This is a genomic window from Streptomyces sp. NPDC049970 (genome assembly GCF_040660235.1).
Classification (GTDB): Bacteria; Actinomycetota; Actinomycetes; order Streptomycetales; family Streptomycetaceae; genus Streptomyces.
In genome coordinates this window covers 15,088-35,271 of the sequence record NZ_JBFALP010000032.1, presented here as the reverse complement: position 1 = coordinate 35,271, position 20,184 = coordinate 15,088, and the positions used below count along the sequence as shown (strand labels likewise).

Annotated in this window: 13 protein-coding genes; 7 read left to right on the top strand and 6 right to left on the bottom strand. The window is 66.6% G+C overall.

Annotated features, from left to right (window positions below; all coding sequences use genetic code 11):
- Nucleotides 1–82 precede the first annotated feature (82 nt).
- The 6 genes from AB0I83_RS30715 to AB0I83_RS30690 all read left to right on the top strand — a co-directional run bounded on the left by AB0I83_RS30715 (nt 83) and on the right by AB0I83_RS30690 (nt 9,957).
- Nucleotides 83–1,099: a helix-turn-helix domain-containing protein gene (locus AB0I83_RS30715; RefSeq protein WP_363306975.1), complete on the top strand. Its 1,017-nt coding sequence runs from the start codon at nt 83–85 to the stop codon at nt 1,097–1,099.
- 136 nt (nt 1,100–1,235) lie between these two features.
- A complete protein-coding gene (locus tag AB0I83_RS30710) occupies nt 1,236–2,660 on the top strand; it encodes a hypothetical protein (protein WP_363306974.1) in 1,425 nt (474 codons plus the stop codon).
- The gene (locus AB0I83_RS30705; RefSeq protein ID WP_363306973.1) at nt 2,654–3,058 is read left to right on the top strand and encodes a hypothetical protein; all 405 of its coding nucleotides are present in this window, start codon (nt 2,654–2,656) and stop codon (nt 3,056–3,058) included. Before AB0I83_RS30710 ends, AB0I83_RS30705 begins: the two co-directional genes overlap by 7 nt.
- A 380-nt stretch (nt 3,059–3,438) precedes the next feature.
- Complete coding sequence (locus AB0I83_RS30700) at nt 3,439–4,614, top strand: exonuclease SbcCD subunit D (protein WP_363306972.1); 1,176 nt, start codon at nt 3,439–3,441, stop codon at nt 4,612–4,614.
- The gene (locus tag AB0I83_RS30695) at nt 4,615–7,626 is read left to right on the top strand and encodes an SMC family ATPase (protein ID WP_363306971.1); all 3,012 of its coding nucleotides are present in this window, start codon (nt 4,615–4,617) and stop codon (nt 7,624–7,626) included.
- A gap of 63 nt (nt 7,627–7,689) precedes the next feature.
- A complete protein-coding gene (locus tag AB0I83_RS30690; protein WP_363306970.1) occupies nt 7,690–9,957 on the top strand; it encodes a Helicase associated domain protein in 2,268 nt (755 codons plus the stop codon).
- Between the two features lie 1,429 nt (nt 9,958–11,386).
- Here the strand turns inward: AB0I83_RS30690 and AB0I83_RS30685 are convergent.
- Complete coding sequence (locus tag AB0I83_RS30685) at nt 11,387–12,574, bottom strand: tetratricopeptide repeat protein (protein WP_363306977.1); 1,188 nt, start codon at nt 12,572–12,574, stop codon at nt 11,387–11,389.
- A 354-nt stretch (nt 12,575–12,928) separates the two neighbouring features.
- On the opposite strand from AB0I83_RS30685, the gene AB0I83_RS30680 reads away from it, so the two are divergent.
- On the top strand, nt 12,929–13,498 hold the full coding sequence (locus AB0I83_RS30680; protein ID WP_363306969.1) for a helicase associated domain-containing protein: 570 nt from the start codon (nt 12,929–12,931) through the stop codon (nt 13,496–13,498).
- A 162-nt stretch (nt 13,499–13,660) separates the two neighbouring features.
- On the opposite strand, the gene AB0I83_RS30675 is transcribed toward AB0I83_RS30680, so the two are convergent.
- The 5 genes from AB0I83_RS30675 to AB0I83_RS30655 all read right to left on the bottom strand — a co-directional run bounded on the left by AB0I83_RS30675 (nt 13,661) and on the right by AB0I83_RS30655 (nt 20,053).
- Entirely contained in the window at nt 13,661–15,655 is a 1,995-nt protein-coding gene (locus tag AB0I83_RS30675) for a caspase family protein (protein WP_363306968.1), read from the bottom strand.
- Nucleotides 15,652–16,728: a CHAT domain-containing protein gene (locus AB0I83_RS30670; protein ID WP_363306967.1), complete on the bottom strand. Its 1,077-nt coding sequence runs from the start codon at nt 16,726–16,728 to the stop codon at nt 15,652–15,654. Before AB0I83_RS30670 ends, AB0I83_RS30675 begins: the two co-directional genes overlap by 4 nt.
- A 205-nt stretch (nt 16,729–16,933) precedes the next feature.
- Nucleotides 16,934–18,709, bottom strand: a complete 1,776-nt coding sequence (locus AB0I83_RS30665; protein ID WP_363306966.1) for a hypothetical protein — start codon at nt 18,707–18,709, stop codon at nt 16,934–16,936.
- Complete coding sequence (locus AB0I83_RS30660; protein ID WP_363306965.1) at nt 18,696–19,673, bottom strand: AAA family ATPase; 978 nt, start codon at nt 19,671–19,673, stop codon at nt 18,696–18,698. The genes AB0I83_RS30665 and AB0I83_RS30660 overlap by 14 nt, the downstream gene beginning before the upstream one ends.
- The gene (locus AB0I83_RS30655) at nt 19,670–20,053 is read right to left on the bottom strand and encodes a CU044_2847 family protein (RefSeq protein WP_363306976.1); all 384 of its coding nucleotides are present in this window, start codon (nt 20,051–20,053) and stop codon (nt 19,670–19,672) included. The genes AB0I83_RS30660 and AB0I83_RS30655 overlap by 4 nt, the downstream gene beginning before the upstream one ends.
- Nucleotides 20,054–20,184 lie beyond the last annotated feature (131 nt).

Genomic DNA, 20,184 nt, shown 5'->3' with positions numbered 1-20,184 from the left:
GGAACTCCTTCGGATACGGCTTGGGCACTGCAACATCCTTCCAGGCCGCCAGTCAGCAAGCCAGGTCAGGTGTCACTTATCCGTGCAGCAGTCCCAAGCGCTCGCGCTGTGGCTACGTGCCCAGCGCGAGCGCCGAGGCGTCACCTACGCGGCGATGGCGAAGCTGATCAACTACCAGTTCACCGCATCGATGCTCTCCCGCGGAGCGAGTGGAAAAGTTCCTTCACGTGAACTCGTCAAAGCCTATGCGAAGGCCTGCGACGCCGACCCCGCAGACGCTCTGCGCCTGTGGAAGGCTGCCCGACGCTCCCAAGAGGAACTCCGGCGTCGTAGAGAAGCGGCCACCGACTTCCAGGACCTGGCCACCTCGGTCCGCTCCGCCCTCACCCACCCAGAAGTCATCGAGACCTTCGGCCAGCTGCGCCGGGGCATGATCCAGGAGCGGCCCAGGGAAGGGCAGCCCTCCCTGGGCTTCCTGCAAGCCAAAGCCGGCTGCAGAGTTGATGGCCGGTACCGGCTGCCCAAGAGCAGCCTGAGCGCCATCCTGCGTGGAGCGGCGATCCCCTCTCGCGAGCACATCACCGCCTTCATGGAAGCAGTGGGCGCCTCACGGCGGAAGGTCAGACGCTGGGTACAGGCGTGGGACCGCATCGCCGGAACACACGTCCGCCAACCCGGGAGGGCCATCCCGCTCCGGCCAGGCGAACTGCCGGCCTCCAGTCCCCCTCGAACCACCCGTACTGCTCGTGACCTCATCCGAGAACATCCTCGACTTCGAATACCTCCGGGACCAAGTAGTGAGCGACTACCTGAGCAGCGAAAATCCCCCCATCTGGATGGGCCCCCAACGCCCCTGCCCGCCGGCCGGACAGACCCGCTCAGGCCTGCCCATCCGAACACCACGACGCTACGAACGCCCCTCTCACCGACTTCAGTTCGTCCAACGACTCAGCCATTCTGCTCACGCCCCCACCGCCCTTCGAGCCCGTTCCTCCCCGGCTCAATCCACAGAGAAGACACTGCACTTACGCCTGCCGAAGGGCATCTGATCATCGGGCTGCGAGGACCCGGGCAGCCGCGGGCTCACGTGACTGGCTGAAACGGCCGGGCAGTTGCCCGCCACCACTTAATATGTCGTCCTGCGCTTGTGGCGCAGGTGCCTCATCAGCATGCGGAACATCGGCACGCCACACCTCTGTCCGGTCCGGGCCGGGGAGATACGGAGCAGTTCTCACGTGCACCTCGACAGCTTCTCCGCTTCCGGGTTTCGCTCGCTGACCCAGGTCGCCGATATCCCCGTCAGCTGCCCGACCATTCTTGCCGGGCGTAACGACGGCGGGAAGAGCGCGGTCCTGACGGCTCTGTCCTTCCTCCTGGGCGTGCACCGCCTGACGGACGAGGACCGCACCTACCTGCAGGGCGACGGTGCCACCGGCCGCCGCTGCGAGCAGACATGGGTCGAGGGCATCTTCGCCCTGGACGAAGCCGAACGCGTTCCCGCGGAACTTCCCGGAACGATCAGGATCCGGCGCATCGCACGAGCCGGGGAACCGGCCTGCTGGGAGTACTTCGGCCAGCAGTCGGCCGACACCCGGCTGCGCGGACTGGACCGGCTTCTGAAGCAGCCGCTCGCCGACCTCGTCGTGGAGTTCGGCCTCTCGCCGGCCAGCTCCCTCAAGGACGACCTGCTCGCCGCCGTCACCTCCTACGCCCGTACCGCACCGCAGATCGAGCAGTGGCAGCCGTTGCCCAAGAACCTCGAGACGCGCCTGCCGCGTCTCCTCATGTTCGGCGGCAAGGACGAGCGCCCCGACGACGCGATGCGCACCGCGCTGAACAGCTGCTACGAAACCCATTTGGAGGACGAGGCTTTCCAAGGGCAGGTGCGGCAGATCGAGGCGGAGATCACCCAGCGCCTGGAGAAGGAAGCCGATTCGCTGTGCCAGCACATCCGCCGGCACTGCAGCGAGTTCGTCGGTGTCCAGGTCAGGCCCGAGGTTTCGTTCAAGAGCGGTTTCAAGAGGGCGCCGCTGGAGGTGTCACGGGCCGACGGCGAACCCGTCGACCTGACCCGGTCCGGCCAGGGAAGCACCCGCCGTATCGCGCTCGCGGTGTGGGAGTGGACCAGTAACCTCCTGGCAGAGGCCGAACTGTCGTCCGCGGGCGAGCCGGATGCCGAGGCGCCGACCCAGACGATCGTCGTCTACGACGAGCCCGACACCCACCTCGACTACCGGCACCAGCGCACGGTCATGGACATCATCCGCAAGCAGTGCGCCCTTCCGCACGTCAGTGTCATGGTCGCCACTCACTCCATGAACCTCATCGACGGCGTGGACATCGCCGACGTCGTCCACCTGGGACTCAACGACCGCGGGCCGTCGTGGAGCGCCTGGAAGACGACTGTCACGACGGAATCGATTTCCACCTCGGGCAGATCGCCGCGGCACTGGGACTGCGCAACTCCGTCCTGCTCCACGAACGCTGCTTCCTCGCCGTGGAGGGGGAGACCGAGCAGCAGTGCATCCCCCTGCTCTTCCGGCTCTCCCAGAAACTGTCCCTGCAGTCGGCCGGCATCGCCCTGTGGGCCTGCGAGAACAACGAGGGAGCCCTGCACCTTGCCCGCTACCTCGTCCAGCGCAAACGCTCGGTCATGCTGATGATCGACGCCGACAGCCGCTCCAACAAGCTCTTCAAGGACGAAAAGCTCCGCAAAGCGGGCCTCGACCTGGACAAGCAAGTCGCCTACGTCGGCGAAGCCCTCGGCTTCAACGAGCTGGAAGAACTCTTCACCGACGAGCGCTGGGCCACGGCCGCCAACCTCCGCTGGCCCCGGCCCGCCCCCCGGACCTGGAGCGCAGAGGACTTCACCGCGCACCGCGGCACCAAGAAGTTCAGCGCCCGCGTCCTCGATATGATCAAGAGCGAGGCGGCGGAGGCCAGCCCCAACGGAAAACCGGCCATGCTCAACGGCCTGGTCACCACGCTCACCGCCCCCGAGGACGTTCCCCATCAGCTACGAGAGGTCTTCGGACAGCTGCAGGAACTCGCTCACTGACCGGGCACCGGCCGCTGCGCGCGACGCGCCCGCATACGCTCCTTGCGCTGCTCATCGGTCGGTGTCTCCCAGGCATGCCAGCCCACCGCTTCCACCCATTGACGGGCATGGGAGCGAGCATCGATCCCGCACCACCTGCACCCGCCCGGTGCGGGAAAACAGCCAGCACGAGCAGACTTCGGAGAGGTCATCTCTCCTCCTTCCCACTCCTGTATCTTCCCTGCCGGCACTGACAATCACGCTTGGTGACCAAGCCTCGCCGGCACTGCTCCGTAAGGACGCAGAAACCTTCCTCCCATCTGCATCCATCTCCGCATAAGCAGCGATGTTTATCTGAAAACCCACCCACACCTCAGACCGTCTGACTACGGTCACCTTGCATGAGGTTTCTGCACACTTCGGACTGGCACCTGGGCCGCCGGTTCCACGGAGAAGACCTGATCGACGCCCAGCGTAAAATCCTTGATCACATCTGCGACACCGCCCGCAACGAGCAGGTCGAGGCCCTGCTCATCGCCGGAGACATCTACGACCGGGCCATCCCCAGCCTGGACGCGGTACGCCTGTTCAGCCAGGGCCTGAGCCAGATGGCCGACCTCGGCATACCAGCCATCATGATCAGCGGAAACCACGACTCCGCACACCGCCTCGGAGTCGGCTCCGCCCTGCTGGCCCGCACCGGCGTGCACCTGAGGACCGACCCGGCCCACACCGCCACCCCCGTCCTGCTGGAGGGCCCCACCGGCACCGTCGCCGTCTACGGCGTGCCCTACCTCGAGCCAACCCTGGTGCGCACGCACCTCGAAGCCGAAGAAGCCTCCCACCAAGCCGTCCTCAGCTCAGCTCTGGACCGCATCCGCGCCGACCTCGCCACCCGCCCCGCCGGCACCCGCTCCATCGTCCTGGCCCACGCCTTCGTCACCGGTGCGACCGGCTGCAGAAGCGAACGTGACATCAGCGTCGGCGGCGTCGACCACGCGCCCGCGTCCGTCTTCGACGGCATCGACTACGTCGCACTGGGCCACCTCCACGGCGCCCAGCAGGTCAACGACCACATCCACTACAGCGGCTCCCCGCTGGCCTACTCCTTCTCCGAAACCGGACACACCAAGTCCCTCACCCTGATCGACCTGCCACCCCACCCAGCAGCCCCCACCGTCACCCGCCGCCCCCTCCCAGCAGACCTCCAACTACCACTGGCCCGCCTGACCGGCCGCCTGGAAGACCTGCTGACCGACCCGGCCCACGAACCCCTCACCAAAGCCTGGCTGCACGTCACTCTCACCGACACCGCCCGCCCCTACGAACCCATGGCACGCCTCAAACAGCGCTTCCCCCACACCCTCGACCTGCAACACCTCCCCACCGCCATCCCCGCCCAGGCCACCACCACCCCCACCTACAGCGAACGGCTCCGCGGACGAGGCGACCTCGACATCACCCACGACTTCATCACCACCGTGCGCGGCACCCCGCCCAACGACGAAGAGCACAGCCTCCTTCAGGAAGCGATCGACACCTCCCGCGTAAACGCCCAGGAGAAGGAAACCGTCTAAATGCGCCTGCACACCCTGCACCTGCAGGCCTTCGGACCCTTCGCCGGCACCCACACCGTCGACTTCGACGCCCTGTCCGCAGACGGCCTCTTCCTCCTCCACGGCGACACCGGCGCCGGCAAGAGCACCCTGTTCGCCGCGATCTGCGTCGCCCTCTACGGCGAGCCGCCCGTCGACCGCAACCTCAAGCTCCGCAGCGACCACGCGGCCCCCAGTCTCCTGACCGAGGTGACACTCGAGGTCACCCTCGCCGGGAAGCGCCTGAAAATCCGGCGGATCCCCGCCCAGACCAAACGGAAAGTCCGCGGCGACGGCGAGACCGCACAGAAAGCCGAGACCTACCTCAGCGAATGGTCCCTGGACCCCGCCGGACAGGGCCGCTGGGAAGCGCTCAGCAAGTCCCACAGAGAAGCCGCGGACGAGATCAAAGCCCTGCTCGGCATGAGCCGCCAGCAGTTCTGCCAGGTCGTCCTCCTGCCACAGAACGAGTTCACCAAATTCCTCCGCGCCAGCGCCTCCGACCGCAAGGACCTGCTCGGCAAGCTCTTCCACACCCACCGCTTCGGGTCCGTCGAGAACTGGCTGGCAGCACGCAAAACCACCATCGCCGCACAACGCGACGAGGCACGCACCGACGTCCTGCGCCTGGCCGAACGCACCCAGCAGCAAGCCGGACCAGCACTCGAACCCGAACACGGCGCACCCCAGGCCTCCGACCCCGCCACCCTCACCGCCCCCGCCCTCACCTGGGCCACCGCCCTGCACACCAAAGCCACCACCCTCGAGAAGGAAGCAGCCACCGCCGCCACCCACGCGGAACAGGAACTGGCCGCCTTCCGCGACCGAGAAAGCGCCGTACGCGACCTCGCCGCCCACCAGGAAGCCCACCGCACCACACGCAAACAGCTCGACACCCTCGAAGAACAAGCAGAGCACCACGCCGACCTCGACCGACAACGCCAACGCGCCCTGCAAGCCCACAAAGTAGCCCCGCTCCTGGCCGCATCGACCGCCACCGCAGCCCAGCACACCCGCGCCCAAGCCGACGAACACGACGCCCGCACCCTCCTGGACACCGAGCACACCACCCTCGACTCCACCGAGCTCACCACCGCCGCACAGCACCTGCGCACCACCATCGGCGCACTGAACGCCCTGCTCCCCGACGAAGCCTCCCTCCACCAGCACGAAACAGACCTGCAGAAACTCGACAGCGAGCGCCAGCAACTCGCCCAGGACCTCACCGACGCCGAAGCCTGGCTCAACGACGCACCGCAACGCCGCAAAGCCCTGCAGACACGCCTGGAAACCGCCCGCACCGCCGAGGAAACCAGCCGCCGGCACACCACAGCCCTGGCACTGCTCACCGACCGCATCGACGCCGCGAAACGCCGCGACTCCTACACAAGCAAGATCACCAAGGTCCAGCAGGACCTCCTCACAGCCCAGACAGCGACGAAGACCGCAGCCCAGGAACACATCAGCATCCGCCGCCGGCGCACCGACGGCATGGCCGCCGAACTGGCCCTCCAGCTCACCGACGGCGAACCCTGCGCCGTCTGCGGCTCACCCACACACCCCGACCCCGCAGCCCCCCACCCCGACCAGCCCACCGCCGCAGACGAACAGGCCGCCGAAACCCGCCACACCACAGCCCAAGAGACTCACCAAGCCCTCCAGGACAAGCTACGAGAACTCACCGAACAAGCAGCCACCGCACGAGGCGAAGCAGGAGGAGACATCCCCCTAGCCGACCTCACCGCGGAGCACACCACGCTCCAGCAACACCTCACCCAAACTCTCGAAGCCGCCGCCGACACCGGCCCCGCAACCGAAGAACTCCACAGCCTGGACCACCAGCACACCCGCACCCAAAGCGACCGCACCAACACCGCGACCCGGCTCGCCGCCGTCGACACCAGCTACGACCGGCTCGCCACCCAAGCCCAGGACCTCGACCACAAGCTCACCACCGCCCGCGCCGGCGCCCCCACCCTCACCCAGCGCATCACCGACCTCACCCAGACAGCCGACCGCCTCACCACCGCAGCCGACCGCGCCGCCACCACCGCCCACACCGCGACAGACCACCAACTCGCCACCGAACGAGCAGAACAAGCCGCCCGCACCACAGGATTCGACTCCCTGGACAACGCAGCACAGGCACTGCTGAGCGACGACGACCTCCGCGCCCTGGAAGAAGAGATCAACCAGTGGCGCGAACAGCGCGCAGCCGCCACCTCCCGCCTCCAGGACCCCGACCTCACCTCAGCCGCAGCCCAGCCGCCCGCCGACCACGAAGAAGCCACAGCTCAACTCACAGCCGCCACCGCCCACCACACACACGCCGCCACCACAGCCGCACACGCCACCGAACGCACCCGCGCCCTCGACGCACTGCGCACCCAGCTCACCACCCACACCCAGCGCCTCGAACCCCTCGAACACGCCTACCGCACCGTCGACCACCTCCACGCCCTGATCAACGGCACCTCACCCAGCAACCGGCTCCGCATGCAACTCGAGGCCTACGTCCTGGCCGCCCGCCTCGAAGAAGTCGTCGCCGCAGCCAACACCCGACTCGCCCCCATGTCAGAAAACCGCTACACCCTCATCCACTCCGACGACCGCGCCTCCCACGGCGCCCGCTCCGGCCTCGGCCTCAAAATCACCGACGCCTGGAGCGGAAAAGACCGCGACACCGACACCCTCTCCGGAGGCGAATCCTTCTTCGCCTCCCTCGCCCTCGCCCTCGGCCTCGCCGACGTCGTCACCGCCGAATCAGGCGGACAAGCCCTCGACACCCTCTTCATCGACGAAGGCTTCGGCACCCTCGACGAAGACACCCTCCACAACGTCCTCGACACCCTGGACTCCCTCCGCGCCCACGACCGCACCGTCGGAGTCATCAGCCACGTCCCCGAACTACGCCGCCGCATCACCCACCGCCTCCACGTACGCAAAGCCACCACCGGCTCCACCCTCGCCGTCATCACCGAAGCAGCCGAATGACCCCCGGGGTGCGGTGCAACAATGCCACCGCACCCCACCCCACCCCCGGGAGCGGAACACCCCATGAACCCCGCCGACATCCAGCTCCGCCCCCACCAGAAAGAAGCCGTCACCGCCGCAGTCAAAACCCTGCGCACCCACCCCCGGGCCAGCGTCATCGCGGCCTGCGGGACCGGGAAAACCCTCATCGCCGCCCGCACCACCACACGTATCGCGCCCCGCGGGCGGGTCCTGGTCCTCGTCCCCACCCTGGACCTGCTCTCCCAGACCGTCCGCTCCTGGCACACAGCCGGCCACAAAGGCCCAGCGGTGGCCGTCTGCTCCGCCCGCCAAGCCATGGAACACCCCTCCGCCGGCAACCTCCCCATGACCACGAAACCCGCCGAGCTCACCGAACTCACCCCACCCACCGGCCCGGTCACCGTCTACGCCACCTACGCCTCCCTCCCCACCGTCATCAACGCCCACCGAGAACACCACCTGCCGCCCTGGGACCTCGTCGTCGTCGACGAGGCCCACCGCACCGCCGGCCGCCTCGGAAAAGCCTGGGCAGGCATCCACCACGACGACCAGGTCCCCGCCGCCCGCCGCCTCTACCTCACCGCGACCCCCCGCATCTGGGACCCCGACACCGACCACAGCGACACCCCCGTCGCCTCCATGGACGACGAAACCCTCTTCGGCCCCGTCGCCTGGCGCCTCACCCTCTCCGACGCCATCGACCTCGGCCTCCTCGCCGACTACCAGATCCTCGTCCCCGTCATCCAGGACACCGACCTCCGCGACTGGCTCGCCACCAACCGCGGCGCAGGCGCCGACGGCCTCCGCCTCGCCGGACACCAGGTCGCCGTCCTCAGAGCCATTCACGACCACAAACTCCGCCGCGTCCTCACCTTCCACCACCGCGTCGCCGACGCCCGCACCTTCGCCACCACCCTCCCCGACACCGCCGCCGTCCTCCCCGAAAACCTGCAGCCCCAAGGCCTGTGGGCCCAGTGGATCAGCGGCACCCACCCACCCCGCACCCGCCGCCGCATCCTCCTCGACTTCGCCACCCACACCCACCCCGAACAACCCGCCATCCTGTCCAACGCCCGCGTCCTCGGCGAAGGCATCGACGTCCCCACCATCGACGCCGTCGTCTTCGCCGACCCCAAGAACAGCCCCGTCGACACCGTCCAAGCCGTCGGCCGCGCCCTACGCCAAACCCCCGGCGCCGGCAAAAAAGCCACCCTCATCGTCCCCGTCTACCTCACCCCCGACGAAGACCCCGACGACCTCCTCAGCGCCGACGCCTACACCCCCCTCTGGCGCACCGTCCAAGCCCTGCGCGCCCACGACGAACGCCTCACCGCACGCCTCGCCGACCCCCGCACCCACCGCCCCACCCAAAGGTCCGAAGACCCCGGCGCCTGGCTCCACTTCGAACGCCCCACCCAACAAGAAGAAGTCGCCCTCGCCCTCACCCTGCGCGTCCTCAACCCCAAAAGCGCCGAATGGCGCCGCGGTCTCACCGCAGCCCGCCACTACCACCGCACCCACCACCACCTCGACGCCCCCCAAACCTACGAAGACCCCGACGGCTACCCCCTCGGCCGCTGGCTCACCTGGCAACGCCACCTCCACACCACCGGCGCCCTCGACCCCGCACGCACACACGCCCTCGAACGCCTCGGCATCATCTGGAAACCCCAGCAGCACGCCTTCGACCGCGGCCTCGCCCACGCCACCGCCTACGCCGCCGTGCACCGTCACCTCGCCGCCCCCGTCGACCACCACCACGACGGCTACGCTCTCGGCCGCTGGCTCGCCACCCAACGCAAACGCGCCGACACCCTCACCCCCGCCAGAGCCCACGCCCTCCACGACCTCGACCCGCACTGGAACCCGCCCTGGCCCCTGACCTGGCACCGCACCTACCACGCCGCCCGCAGACACCACGAAGCCGGCCACCAGCTGATCGACCTGCCCCGGGACTACACCACTGAAGACGGACACCGCCTGGGGGAGTGGCTGCACAACCAGCGCCTGCACCCCGAACGCCTGCACTCCACCCAGCAACAGCTCCTGGCCGGCCTCGGCCTGACCCAGAACACCGATCCGGCCCCTAAGAAACGCAAACCGGCCGCCCGCAAGCCAGACCAGGGCCTGGCTGCCGCCCGCGCCTTCCGCCAGCGGGAGGGCCACCTCGAGGTTCCCCAGCGCCACGTTGAAGACCTCGACGGAGAACCTGTACGACTTGGGCAGTGGATCAGCAACGCCCGCCGCCGCAAGGAACGCCTGCCCGCCGACCGGATCCGCGCACTCCACGCTCTCGACATGCGCTGGTAGACGCACTTCGCCGACGGAGCTGGATGCCGTTCAGATCCGTCGGCTGGCTCTCGCAGCAACCGTTGAACGTTCCCTGATCTGCGCACGGCAGTCCCAGGCGGCGCTGACAACTGAGACGGGACCTTGGGGGCTACCAGACCCCAGCACGAAGCACGCAAGCCAGGCAATCGAAGGCGCCGCTGCGCCCCCACGTCTGGGATTGCAAGGTGCTATGCGCCACACTCATGGATTTCCGTCACCTGACTCCCTTGTCGCTACAGGCCCCTAACCCCTGGTGGGGCGCCCACCAGGGGATCATCCACGGTTCGAGGATTCGCCGGACGTCCTGCTGGGCCTCCCGAGGCGCCGACCTTAATTGCCGGGATGTCATCCGATGGCGTCATGCTTCCTGAGCTGGGGGTCAGTGATCTCAGCAGCGCTGCGCCAGGCGGCGTCGGAGACCTCTTCGGTCTGGAGCTCGCCGGTGGTGGCCGTGGTGCGGGAGAGGAAGCGGAAGTCGAAGTGCTAGTGGGTGGGCTGGACCGCCAAGGTCACCAGCCGTTGTCGGCGTACACGTGAACGCACATAGCCGCGTACGGATGAACGTACAGAGTTCTTGATGCGCTGAGGGCCCGCGCTGTCACTTAAGTGGCCTTTCCTATACGTTTTCAAGACTTTGACCGTGTCGATGCCCTCGCGTGGAGGGCGCAGACCGCTCCGGCGGTTCGAGGCTCCCGGTCGACGTGGACGCGTGGTCGGACACGATCGAGACCCGGGGCATCTCCAAGGTGATCGACAGCCACGACATTCTGATCGTGCACGTCGACCACCGGGCCTCTTCGGTGGGGAGCGGCGGGAGGCCAACGTCCTGGCCGGCATCTTTGACGGGTAACAGAATCGCCTCGTCGTTTATGGGCTGGTCTGACGAAGCCTTCGAACGCCTTGTTCAGTGAGGGGTCCAGAGCGAACCGCGACTGGCTCACCCAGCGCCCTTGGCGGCGCGACCGAACGATGGCTTGACCGAGCCCGCGGCGAGGCCAAGGCCGCCGACGCGCTGGCAAGGTTTGCCCGCACGCCCCCCACACCACCTGGCAGCACGCCACCAGCCTGCCATGGCTGGAACACGTTATCGATGGCCGCTACGACGCCTTCGCCAACCGCTGCTGGTACGTCACCCGCTGGCTCACCGAACTCCGCGATTCCCCGCTACCCGACGGCGCTGCTTTGAGCCGATGGCGCCGCGTCATCGACGGTCTCGCCGCCAACGGCGACCGAAGAGCTGTCGAGCTCCAACGCATCGACGAGTAACGCCGACCAGTCCCCAGCGGCCACTTCGCTATGCGCTCCTATCTGAGCGACACCTTGTCCGCGCTACTGCCTACACCGAGGAGGGGTGTGCAACGGGGCGCTCACAGGTTCGAGAGTGCGACTGTCCGATGCCTTCGGGCGCTCAAGCGGCCGCGGACCGCACTGCCGGGTCAGCGCATCGCGAGCAGAGAGCGAACGGTGGCCGCTTCGCTGTTAAGGCCGAGGTCTTCATACAAGGTTGCAGCACGGGTGAGATGGGTGACGGCTTGTCCCCTGTTACCCGCTCGCTCCATGCCTGGCCGAGACGGAGCAGCGCATGGGCATGAAGGTCTTGGGCATTGCCGCGTTCGCAGGCGGCCTGGGCTCGCACCAGAAAGGCAATCTGCTGCTGTGGTGTGAGGTCGGTCAGCAGCTCGGCGCAGGCCATCAGGATCGCCGCTTCGTCGCGCGGACTTCCTACGGCGCTGCTGACTTCGACGACCCGCTGGCAGACCGCCCGTACCTTCTCGGGCTGCCCCGACGCCTGCAGCGCGTATGCCGCCGTACACAGAGCCTTCGCTTGGTTTGCGGTGTCGCCGAGACTCTCGAACAGCAAGGCAGCCTCCTCTGCCGCATCGCAGGCTTCTGGGAAGTTCTCCAGCTCCTGGTGGTCCAGGGACAGGTTGCTCAACACCGCTGCCTGCTCCCGGATGTCCTCGATAGTTCGTTGGACCGCCAGGGCTTCCTGGTGGATCTGGACCGCCTCGGAATGCCTTCCCGACTCTCGCAGGGCCGAGCCGAGACCGTTGAGAGCCTTCCCTTTTTCGTTATGGTCGCCCATCGAGGCGAAGAGGCTGGCAGCCCGCGTATGAGCATTGCAAGCGTCGTCGTAGCGTGAAACCTCGGTCAGGGCGATGCCGAGGTTGTTCCATGCTCCGGCCTCGGCGGCACTTTCTCCTGCCCGGTGGGCGACGTCACACGCCGTCGTCGTCACGGCGATCAGGTCGTCGAAGTACCCACACCATTCGAGATAGTCGTAGAGGATAACTGGAAGATTGACAGCGAGGTTCTGATGCCCGCTGGCGGCTGCGACTGCCACGGAGGCGGTGAGGTTGGCGCGCTCGCGGTCCAGCCACAAGAGCGCCTCGTCCAGATCTGTGAAGTCCCCTGACGTAGGCACACCTGGCTGAAGGTGTGAGGTTGCTGCCAGGGCGGTCCGGGTATAGTACTCGAGCAGCTGGCGCAGGGATGTCGCCGCTTTCTGCGCGGCTTCTCCCGCATCATCGTCTGCTGCAGTGCGGGGCGTGCCGTGCACGAGTTCGGTGGCGTATTCACGCACGAGGTCATGCATCGACCAGCGTTTGTCTGCGCAGTTGAGCAGGTGTGCCTGGACGAGAGAACGCAGTACGGCCCGCACGGTCGGCAGTGGGCGGCCGACGAGAGCGGCTGCGGCCCAAGGACTGATGTCAGGACCTGGATTGAGCGCCAGGAGCCGGAAAAGCTCGGCATGATCCGGGGGCAGGCGGCGGTAGGACAGGTCGAATGCGGCGCGAACGGCACGCTCACCGTCGTCGAGGAAGGCCAGTCGTGACTGGGCCGCGGCCAGCTCTGCCGCGAGCTCAGCGACTGTTTGATCGGGTTCCAGGATCAGCAGGGCGGCGCTGATGTGCAGGGCCAGCGGTAGATGCCCGCACAGGAAGGCTAGTTGGTCGAGGCCTTCGCTGCCCTCGACGACGCGCTCGTCCGCTGGCTCGCCACCCAACGCAAACGAGTCGATGACCTCGCTCCCGCCCGCACCCAGGCACTCCAAGACCTCGATCCGCACTGGAATCCACCCTGGCCCCTGACCTGGCACCGCGCCTATCACGTTGCCCGCAGACACCACACGGCCGGCCACCACCTGACCGACGTTCCCCGGGACTACATCACCGAAGACGGACATCGTCTGGGGGAGTGGCTGCACAACCAGCGCCTCCACCCCGAACGCCTGCACCCCACCCAGCAACAGCTCCTCGCCGATCTCGACCTGATCCAGATCACCGAACCGTCCCCCGAGAAACGGAAACCGGCCGCCCGCAAGCCGGAGCAGGGCCTGGCTGCCGCCCGGGCCTTCCACCATCGAGAAGGCCACCTCGACGTTCCCCAGCGCCACGTCGAAGTCCTCGACGGGGAACCAGTACGTCTCGGGCAGTGGATCAGCAACGCCCGACGCCGCAAAGAGCGTCTCCCCGCAGATCGGGTCCGCGCACTCGATGCCCTGAACATGCACTGGTAGGCATGGTCCGTGGCTCCGTGAGCTCCAGCGGTGTGACGACACACAGGCTTTCTGACACAGAGCTCATCGGGCCGTTTTCCACCGCGTGCTGGGCGACTGACAGTCGGCGAAACGCCGTGCGCAGCAGTGCAGGCGGTGCCTACGCTGTCCGGATAGAAGGCCTCAGCCCTGCAGGCGACGTAGGAGCCCGGCGAGGATGAAAGCCACCTCAGTCGATTGGAGGTACGAAGCAACCGTATGGGAAGGCAACACAGTGGTATCGATCCGCTTGCCCTCCACCCCACCGAAGTGCCGTGTCATCCCGTTGATGGGGACTGCCACGACATCACCTGTGCTGGCGATATCAACCCATTTCTTCACCCCAGGTGGCCGCCCGAGCTCAGGGGACATCAGCCGATCCCGAACCGAGGACATGGCCAACGGCGACCCCATCGTGACCAATACTTCGACCTGCGGGTAGGGCTCCTGCCAAAGCGCATCGTAGGCCACGACCGACCCGAGGGAATGGGCGAGGATTACCCCGGGCCGGGCCTCAGTGAACACTCGGTGGACGCGGGCTATGACGTCCCCACGCTGTTCGCCCTGCAGGTATCGGCCGAGTTCCCGCAGGGAACCGAACAGAGCTCTCTCCAACTGGCGTGAAGTGATGCTGGCGGAGCCGGAGGTGAGGTAGCTCATTGCTTGACGCACCAAGCCAGCCGGATTGAACCTGCGCTGTGTTGACTCATTCTCCACCGCGGGCCAGCCTTCCAAGGCTTCAGATTCCTCACCATCGGGCGCCGAGCCACCCTGTGCGTAGGGGCGCGCCAGAAGATCGGCGTAGTAGGCAATCGACAGCTCGATGTCCGCCACATTGGCGGACGGGTCCACTCGCAAAACGCTGTCTTGGACGATCGGCAACCAATGCAAGGCGATCTGCTGGGCACCCCAGACTTGATTGGAACTCCCATGGACACCAAGCACCCGAAGCGACTTGACGTCGTTGAGCTCGTGTGAATCCGCCGGCGCAAGAACCGGAATGAACGCAGGCTCGGTAGAGTGAGAAGGCTCCAGGCTGGCCGCCAACGTCTGCGGCAGACGGGGCGCCCGTTCCCGCATACGCCGACGGACTTCCGCGGCGAAGACGTTGAACGGGACAGACTCGCCATATCCCGCAGGCCGTCCAGCCGCAGCCCCGTCCAGGACATCGGCAAGACTTTCACTGAACAGATGGTTGAAGGAACGCTCCGAACTACCTGATGACGCCACAACATACGACCTGGGAAAGCCCTCGTACCTCACTTCTCCAGGAAGCGAGAGCCAGTCTTCTGGAAGGGCAGCCGTGCCGGAGTAGCACGCATCCAGCAAAAACAAGGCAGGATTTCCCCCAGTCTCCCGGCTGCGGTCCATCTGCTGAAGATGGCGAAACGGTACGAGACGCCCCTCACGCGGAGACGTGACACCTGCGTCCGTGCCAGCGAGGAAGAAGTCGCCGTGATGCACCAGCCCGTGCCCACTGAAGTACACAACCCGCAAAGAGCTTTCATCGTCCGCGAGAAACCGCCGAAGCTTGTCGGAGAGCTCCGCCCCACCGGGGTCGATCATGTACGTGATGGTGTAGCCCAGTGACTGCAATCCGTCCACGACCCGGTTTCCTGCATCGTAGGCACCCGGCAGATCTGCAAGCCCGTTCTCTTTCGAATAGCGGCCGACCACAATGCACAGCGCACTTCTGCGAGATGAGTCCGCCCCAGCACCAGTAACCCCGGCTGCCGGAGCCAGGTCCACCGGATGGAGCTCGCCCTCGACACCCTGCTCCTCGTCCGCAACAGCTACCGTGACCTGCAGCTCCAGCGATCCCATCACGATGCCGCGAGAGGTGACTGGCGTCAGCCGCAGAGTATGGAGGCCGGGGCGCTGCTGCGCGACCACGACGAACTGCGCAGGACCGTAGGTCCCGCCGAAGCGGTGCATCACCACACTGGCGTCGTGGACGGCTTCCACCCGAAAGTGCCGTGAGCCATCCAGGACACAGGTGAATTCGATCTCCTCATCGTCGAAGGGCCACATCCGATCCGCGGGCTCGACGAGGGCTAGATCTACCGAGACAAGGAACGGCTCACCCGGCACGACCGTGCGCGGCCAGGTCACCCGGGGCTCCACACGTACCGAACTCACGTCGACTCCTCACCGGGAGCGAGAGCAACCACGGTACGAGGGCTTCCGTAATAGACATACATGAACCGATACAGCAGCGGCAGCAGACGCCGCTGCTCCTCTTTCGCCTCAGCATCGAACAAGTCGGCCGGGGTCAAATGAGCCACGACCGAACGCAGGTCACGCAGCGCAACAGCGATGGGGACCTGCGGCCGCTCACACAGCACCCGCATCAGCTCATTCGCCATCTGATGCGCCTCCTCATCCCCGACCTCGCCACTGGTGGCCAGCACCCCAGCCGCCCCCGACCGCAGGAACAGCTCGGAGAACCCCCGCTGGGCCTGGTCGGCGTATGCTCCCTCCTCGGCCAACAGCCGACCCGAGTGACAGGCGTTGAGAAAGACGAAAGTGGCAGCAGACGCCAGCCGGTCGAAGCTGTTGCCGCCTTCAAGCATGATCAGCGGCACCTCATCCAAAAGACAGTCGTCCTCATCGGACCCGAACTTTCCATGACAGGCGACGTACACCATGCCCAGCGGGTCGCCCGCGGCCAGCGCCTTGGGCAAGCCACGGACGCCTGCGACGGGCTCCGAGGCAAACTGACGCAGCAGCGCACCGTCGTGACGCATGTCGTCGGCGATGTACGCGGCCACCGGGCCCTTGCAGGCATGAGGGGAGGAATAGTCCCTCACCACGGGCCAGGGCGAGTGGATCGTGAGCCAGCGGCTGGTGGTGACCAGCCCGCCGAGCCAGCCTGCCCGGTAAGGGGAACCGGGTGGGACCGCGAGCCAGAACAACTCCCAGGGAATGCCGTAGCCCGTCTCATCCCAGATCACCAACTGCAGAGCATCGCCGTGCTCGCAGCGCCGCTCGTGCAGCCACGCGGTGAGGTCAGGCTTGTTATTCGACCAACGGCGCATCGTTGCGACCACCTTGCTCGGTGGAATGCCGTTCCGTGCTACGAGACTGGCCAGCGCGATATCGGGACGCGCGTACTCCGGAAAGTCCTGCAGCGATCCACAACAGCAGACCCCCCGCAGCTTGAAGCCCGGCTTCCCTTCCCTGTGTACCGGCACAACGAAGAGCATCGCCATACCAACAGGCAACGTACGTGTGAAGTCCGCAGCCAACGGCGAAAACGTACGTGCCGTCCCCGCCTGTTGAACCGGAACCGACACAGGCTGCACCGATGGGGGCAGCGAGGGCCCTCGACGGAACGGAACGCGCCGCACAGTAGCAGCCTTGAGATTCCCGCGGTTGAGATGCGAGATGTACCGGCGCATCTGCGCACGCTCGGTCTCAGGCGGCATCCGCTCCGACCCGGTCCACACTGATCACATCGCCACGGAGAGCATCGGCCAACTGCGCCACGAGATGCTCCTGAGGCGTAGACCCGGGATGCAGGACGACACTGCGCACCCGCGGCAGCCTGGCGATACGCCGCGCCTGCTCCAGCGCGTCCTGAACACCACGGTCGCCCACAGCCGCAGGCATCACGAGAGAACGCGACGCATTCAGCGGCACATTGCCCCTGCCGTCAGTGAAGACGAGCAGCAGCGCCTCGTCGACAAGAGCACCCCCGTGCTGTGTCTCGTGCCGCAGCAGCGATGCGGCCACCTGCAACCCGTGGGCGAGTGGAGTCGCCCGGCCAGGGGATCGGTCGAGGGCCTGCACGATGCGACGGTCAAGAAGGCTCCTGCAAACAAACATCGACGCGGCGAGTTCTGCCTCATCGCCCTCTGCTCCGACCTCGACCAAGGCCACCCTGGAGCGCGAGATGTAGGCCCAGCTCAGGTAAGGCGACAAAACCGGATGCCAGTCGAGGCCGCGCCGACTGGTGTGGTCGAGCACGAGCACCAACAACCGGGAGGATTCTGTAGCCCTGCGGTGCGAGCGCAGGTCCGCAGCTGTCAGGTGCAGCGGGTGAGCGCCGTCGACGTAGTGATTGGAGCAGCGCAGAACCTGGTACTTCGCCGCCTCCCTGGCTGTTGCAGTGAGCGAAAGATCCCACGTGGTCGTAGCGGTCATGGTGCCGATCGGGTGACCCCGCAGAGTCTTGGGCGCTGAACCGTGGGGGGACAGACGCAGCGGAGCAGCTTCACGCTCGTCGGCAAGACCGTCCTCCGGATACGGCCCCGCAGCGTCGAAGGGCAGATCCTGGGATGCCATAACCGCAGGCTCGTTCTTGCCGACACGCACCTGCTGGGGGACGTTGACGGTCGGGCCCTGCCCACCCAGAGCATCCTCGACCTCGGGCACTGCAGAAGCAGGCAAACAAGGCTCCTGCCCAGAGGGGGACCTTGATGCGCCCACGGAGAAGATGCCCATCAGCGATGTCGCCGCGTCCACATGGTGCGCCTTGGTGGATGCGTCTCCGCCAAGGAGTGCCAGGGCCCGGGCTGTGCGTGCCAAGGACAGATCACGGCGTGTTCCGGACGAGATCGTCGGCAACACCACCAGGACGCAGTCGGCTGCGCGACGGGTCAGCCGTGGGAACAAGCCGCCCGCGTGCGCCGCGCTGACGGCCTGCCGCCACGCTTCGGAAGGGGGGTCCAGTACAGGCTGGCCGTCCGGAACGGGCTTCAGCCCCGCGGCGCCAATCCGCAGGGCGAACCGGTCGAGCAGGTGCCGCGATACCCGGGCGGTCCTCTCAGCAGGGCACCCACTGACCCAGCGGTCGCCGGGCACCCAGACCTCCCGCTGGCCATCCCGCTCCAGATGCGCGACAGCAGCCGTGAGGGTAGCGACGGCAGCACGCGAGGTGGCCAGGCCCGAACGGGACAGGTCGGGTACCACCAACACCCCGGGGCGCCGGCCAGCGGAGTGCAGAGGCCCCGGCACCATCCGAAAGCCCCTGCTATTGCCACCCCCCGGACGCACCGTCACCCACAGCTCGTCATCGGTGCCCTCGGACGGCAGGACACTCGCCCCGCCCTGCCCAGGCAGAAGGTCGGCCAACCACCTACCAAGAGGCGCGGCCAGCCCCGGATCCAGATCCAGCAGCAAAACGCCTGCCAACCCTGGATCGACCGCAGCACATGCCAGAGCCGTGGCGACACGCTCACGAACGTCCATGCACCCGCTCGCCAACCCCCACCAGTACCTGCCCTAGCAACTCTTCGTCCTTCGCATCCCAGCCGATCGCATCGCCGTAGGAAGCCTCGGGCCGCCGGTGCATGAGGGCATATGGTGCCACGTACCTGATATCCGCCGAGCTCACCACATCACGGCCATCGAGAGCAGCCACGGCACGAGCAGCCTGAGCCATAACGATCTCCCCCCGATGCCCGGTGACCTCAAACTCGATCGCGATCTGCGCACACAATTCCGCGGCCTCCACGCCCAGGACAACCTTGTGGGCAGCGTCTCGCGCGGCCTCGAGCTGCACCCGGTGCTCCCTGTCGGCAGCGGCACCCTCATGCAGCCACGCGGAATCCGGAACTCTGCGCTCCTCCTCGAAACGCAGGACGGTCAGCAGGATGTCACGCCTCACAGCAGGGTCCAGCTCGGTCATCACAGGAACCATCAGACCGAAACGATCCAGGAGTTGGGGACGCAGCCCGCCCTCCTCGGGATTCATGGTGCCCACCAGCGTGAATGACACGGGCACCCCCGAACGGTCCAGGCCATCGCGTTGCACGACGAGCAGTCCGGTCGAGACCACGTCCAGGATGATATTGACAACGTGATCATCAAGAAGGTTGACCTCGTCGACGTAGAGCAGCCCCTGACTGGCCTCCTCCAACAGCCCCTTCATCTGCTTGGGTTCACCACGCAGCAGAGCATCCACCTGCCAGCCGCCCAGGATGCGGTCGTCAGTAGCGTTGATCGGGAGAGTGACGGGCAAACTATCATACACCATCTGAGCGAACGCCCGGACCGTGGTCGACTTGGCCGTCCCTCGCTCGCCGCTAACCAGCACCCCGCCGACCGAAGGCATCACATAAACGATCTCTAGAACCTTCCTGAGCTCGTCCTGCCCGACGATGCGGCCAAAAGGCAGGACAGGCCAAGCCAGGTTCTCCTGCTGGGCTGTCACTCCGACGACTGAGGTTCGTCCCGCGCGCCGCTCCCGGCCTTCCATCGCAGAAGAACCTGGAACTGCGCGCCAGCCGTAGTCTCGACGATCTTCGCGCCGACCATCGCGTCCAGCTTCACTGAGAACTGCATCTCCAGCTCCTGGGGCTGCTTTTCCGGTGGGAGAGATGAGAAGCGATCGTGCACCTCCTCAGCACACGAACCGATCAGGTCGAGCGCCTCAGAAAACAGAGGCCGCGCCAGCTGAATAACCTTCTCCCGGGCACCGCGCGTTTTGCCCCCGTAGATGTCGCCAGTCTCGTTCGACTCGCCAACCTCAGGGATCTCCGAGATCTCGATATGGATGGGCGCACCACCCGCCCGCTTCTCCACCGCAACCACTGACGTCAAGGCAGCCTCCGTTCCGAAACTTGCACAGGCGCGATCAGTCTGACGCAGGCTCACCACGGTCTGGGCCGTTTCGTCAGAACTAGCCCACGCCCAAGTCCTCCTGATCAGAACACCCGGAAAGA

Excerpts from the sequence above, each read along its gene's own strand:
- AB0I83_RS30705 (WP_363306973.1), top strand. The coding sequence starts at position 2,654 with ATGCTGATGATCGACGCCGACAGCCGCTCCAACAAGCTCTTCAAGGAC.
- AB0I83_RS30700 (WP_363306972.1), top strand. The coding sequence starts at position 3,439 with ATGAGGTTTCTGCACACTTCGGACTGGCACCTGGGCCGCCGGTTCCAC.
- AB0I83_RS30695 (WP_363306971.1), top strand. The coding sequence starts at position 4,615 with ATGCGCCTGCACACCCTGCACCTGCAGGCCTTCGGACCCTTCGCCGGC.
- AB0I83_RS30690 (WP_363306970.1), top strand. The coding sequence starts at position 7,690 with ATGAACCCCGCCGACATCCAGCTCCGCCCCCACCAGAAAGAAGCCGTC.
- AB0I83_RS30685 (WP_363306977.1), bottom strand. The coding sequence starts at position 12,574 with ATGCATGACCTCGTGCGTGAATACGCCACCGAACTCGTGCACGGCACG.
- AB0I83_RS30670 (WP_363306967.1), bottom strand. The coding sequence starts at position 16,728 with ATGGCGATGCTCTTCGTTGTGCCGGTACACAGGGAAGGGAAGCCGGGC.
- AB0I83_RS30665 (WP_363306966.1), bottom strand. The coding sequence starts at position 18,709 with ATGGACGTTCGTGAGCGTGTCGCCACGGCTCTGGCATGTGCTGCGGTC.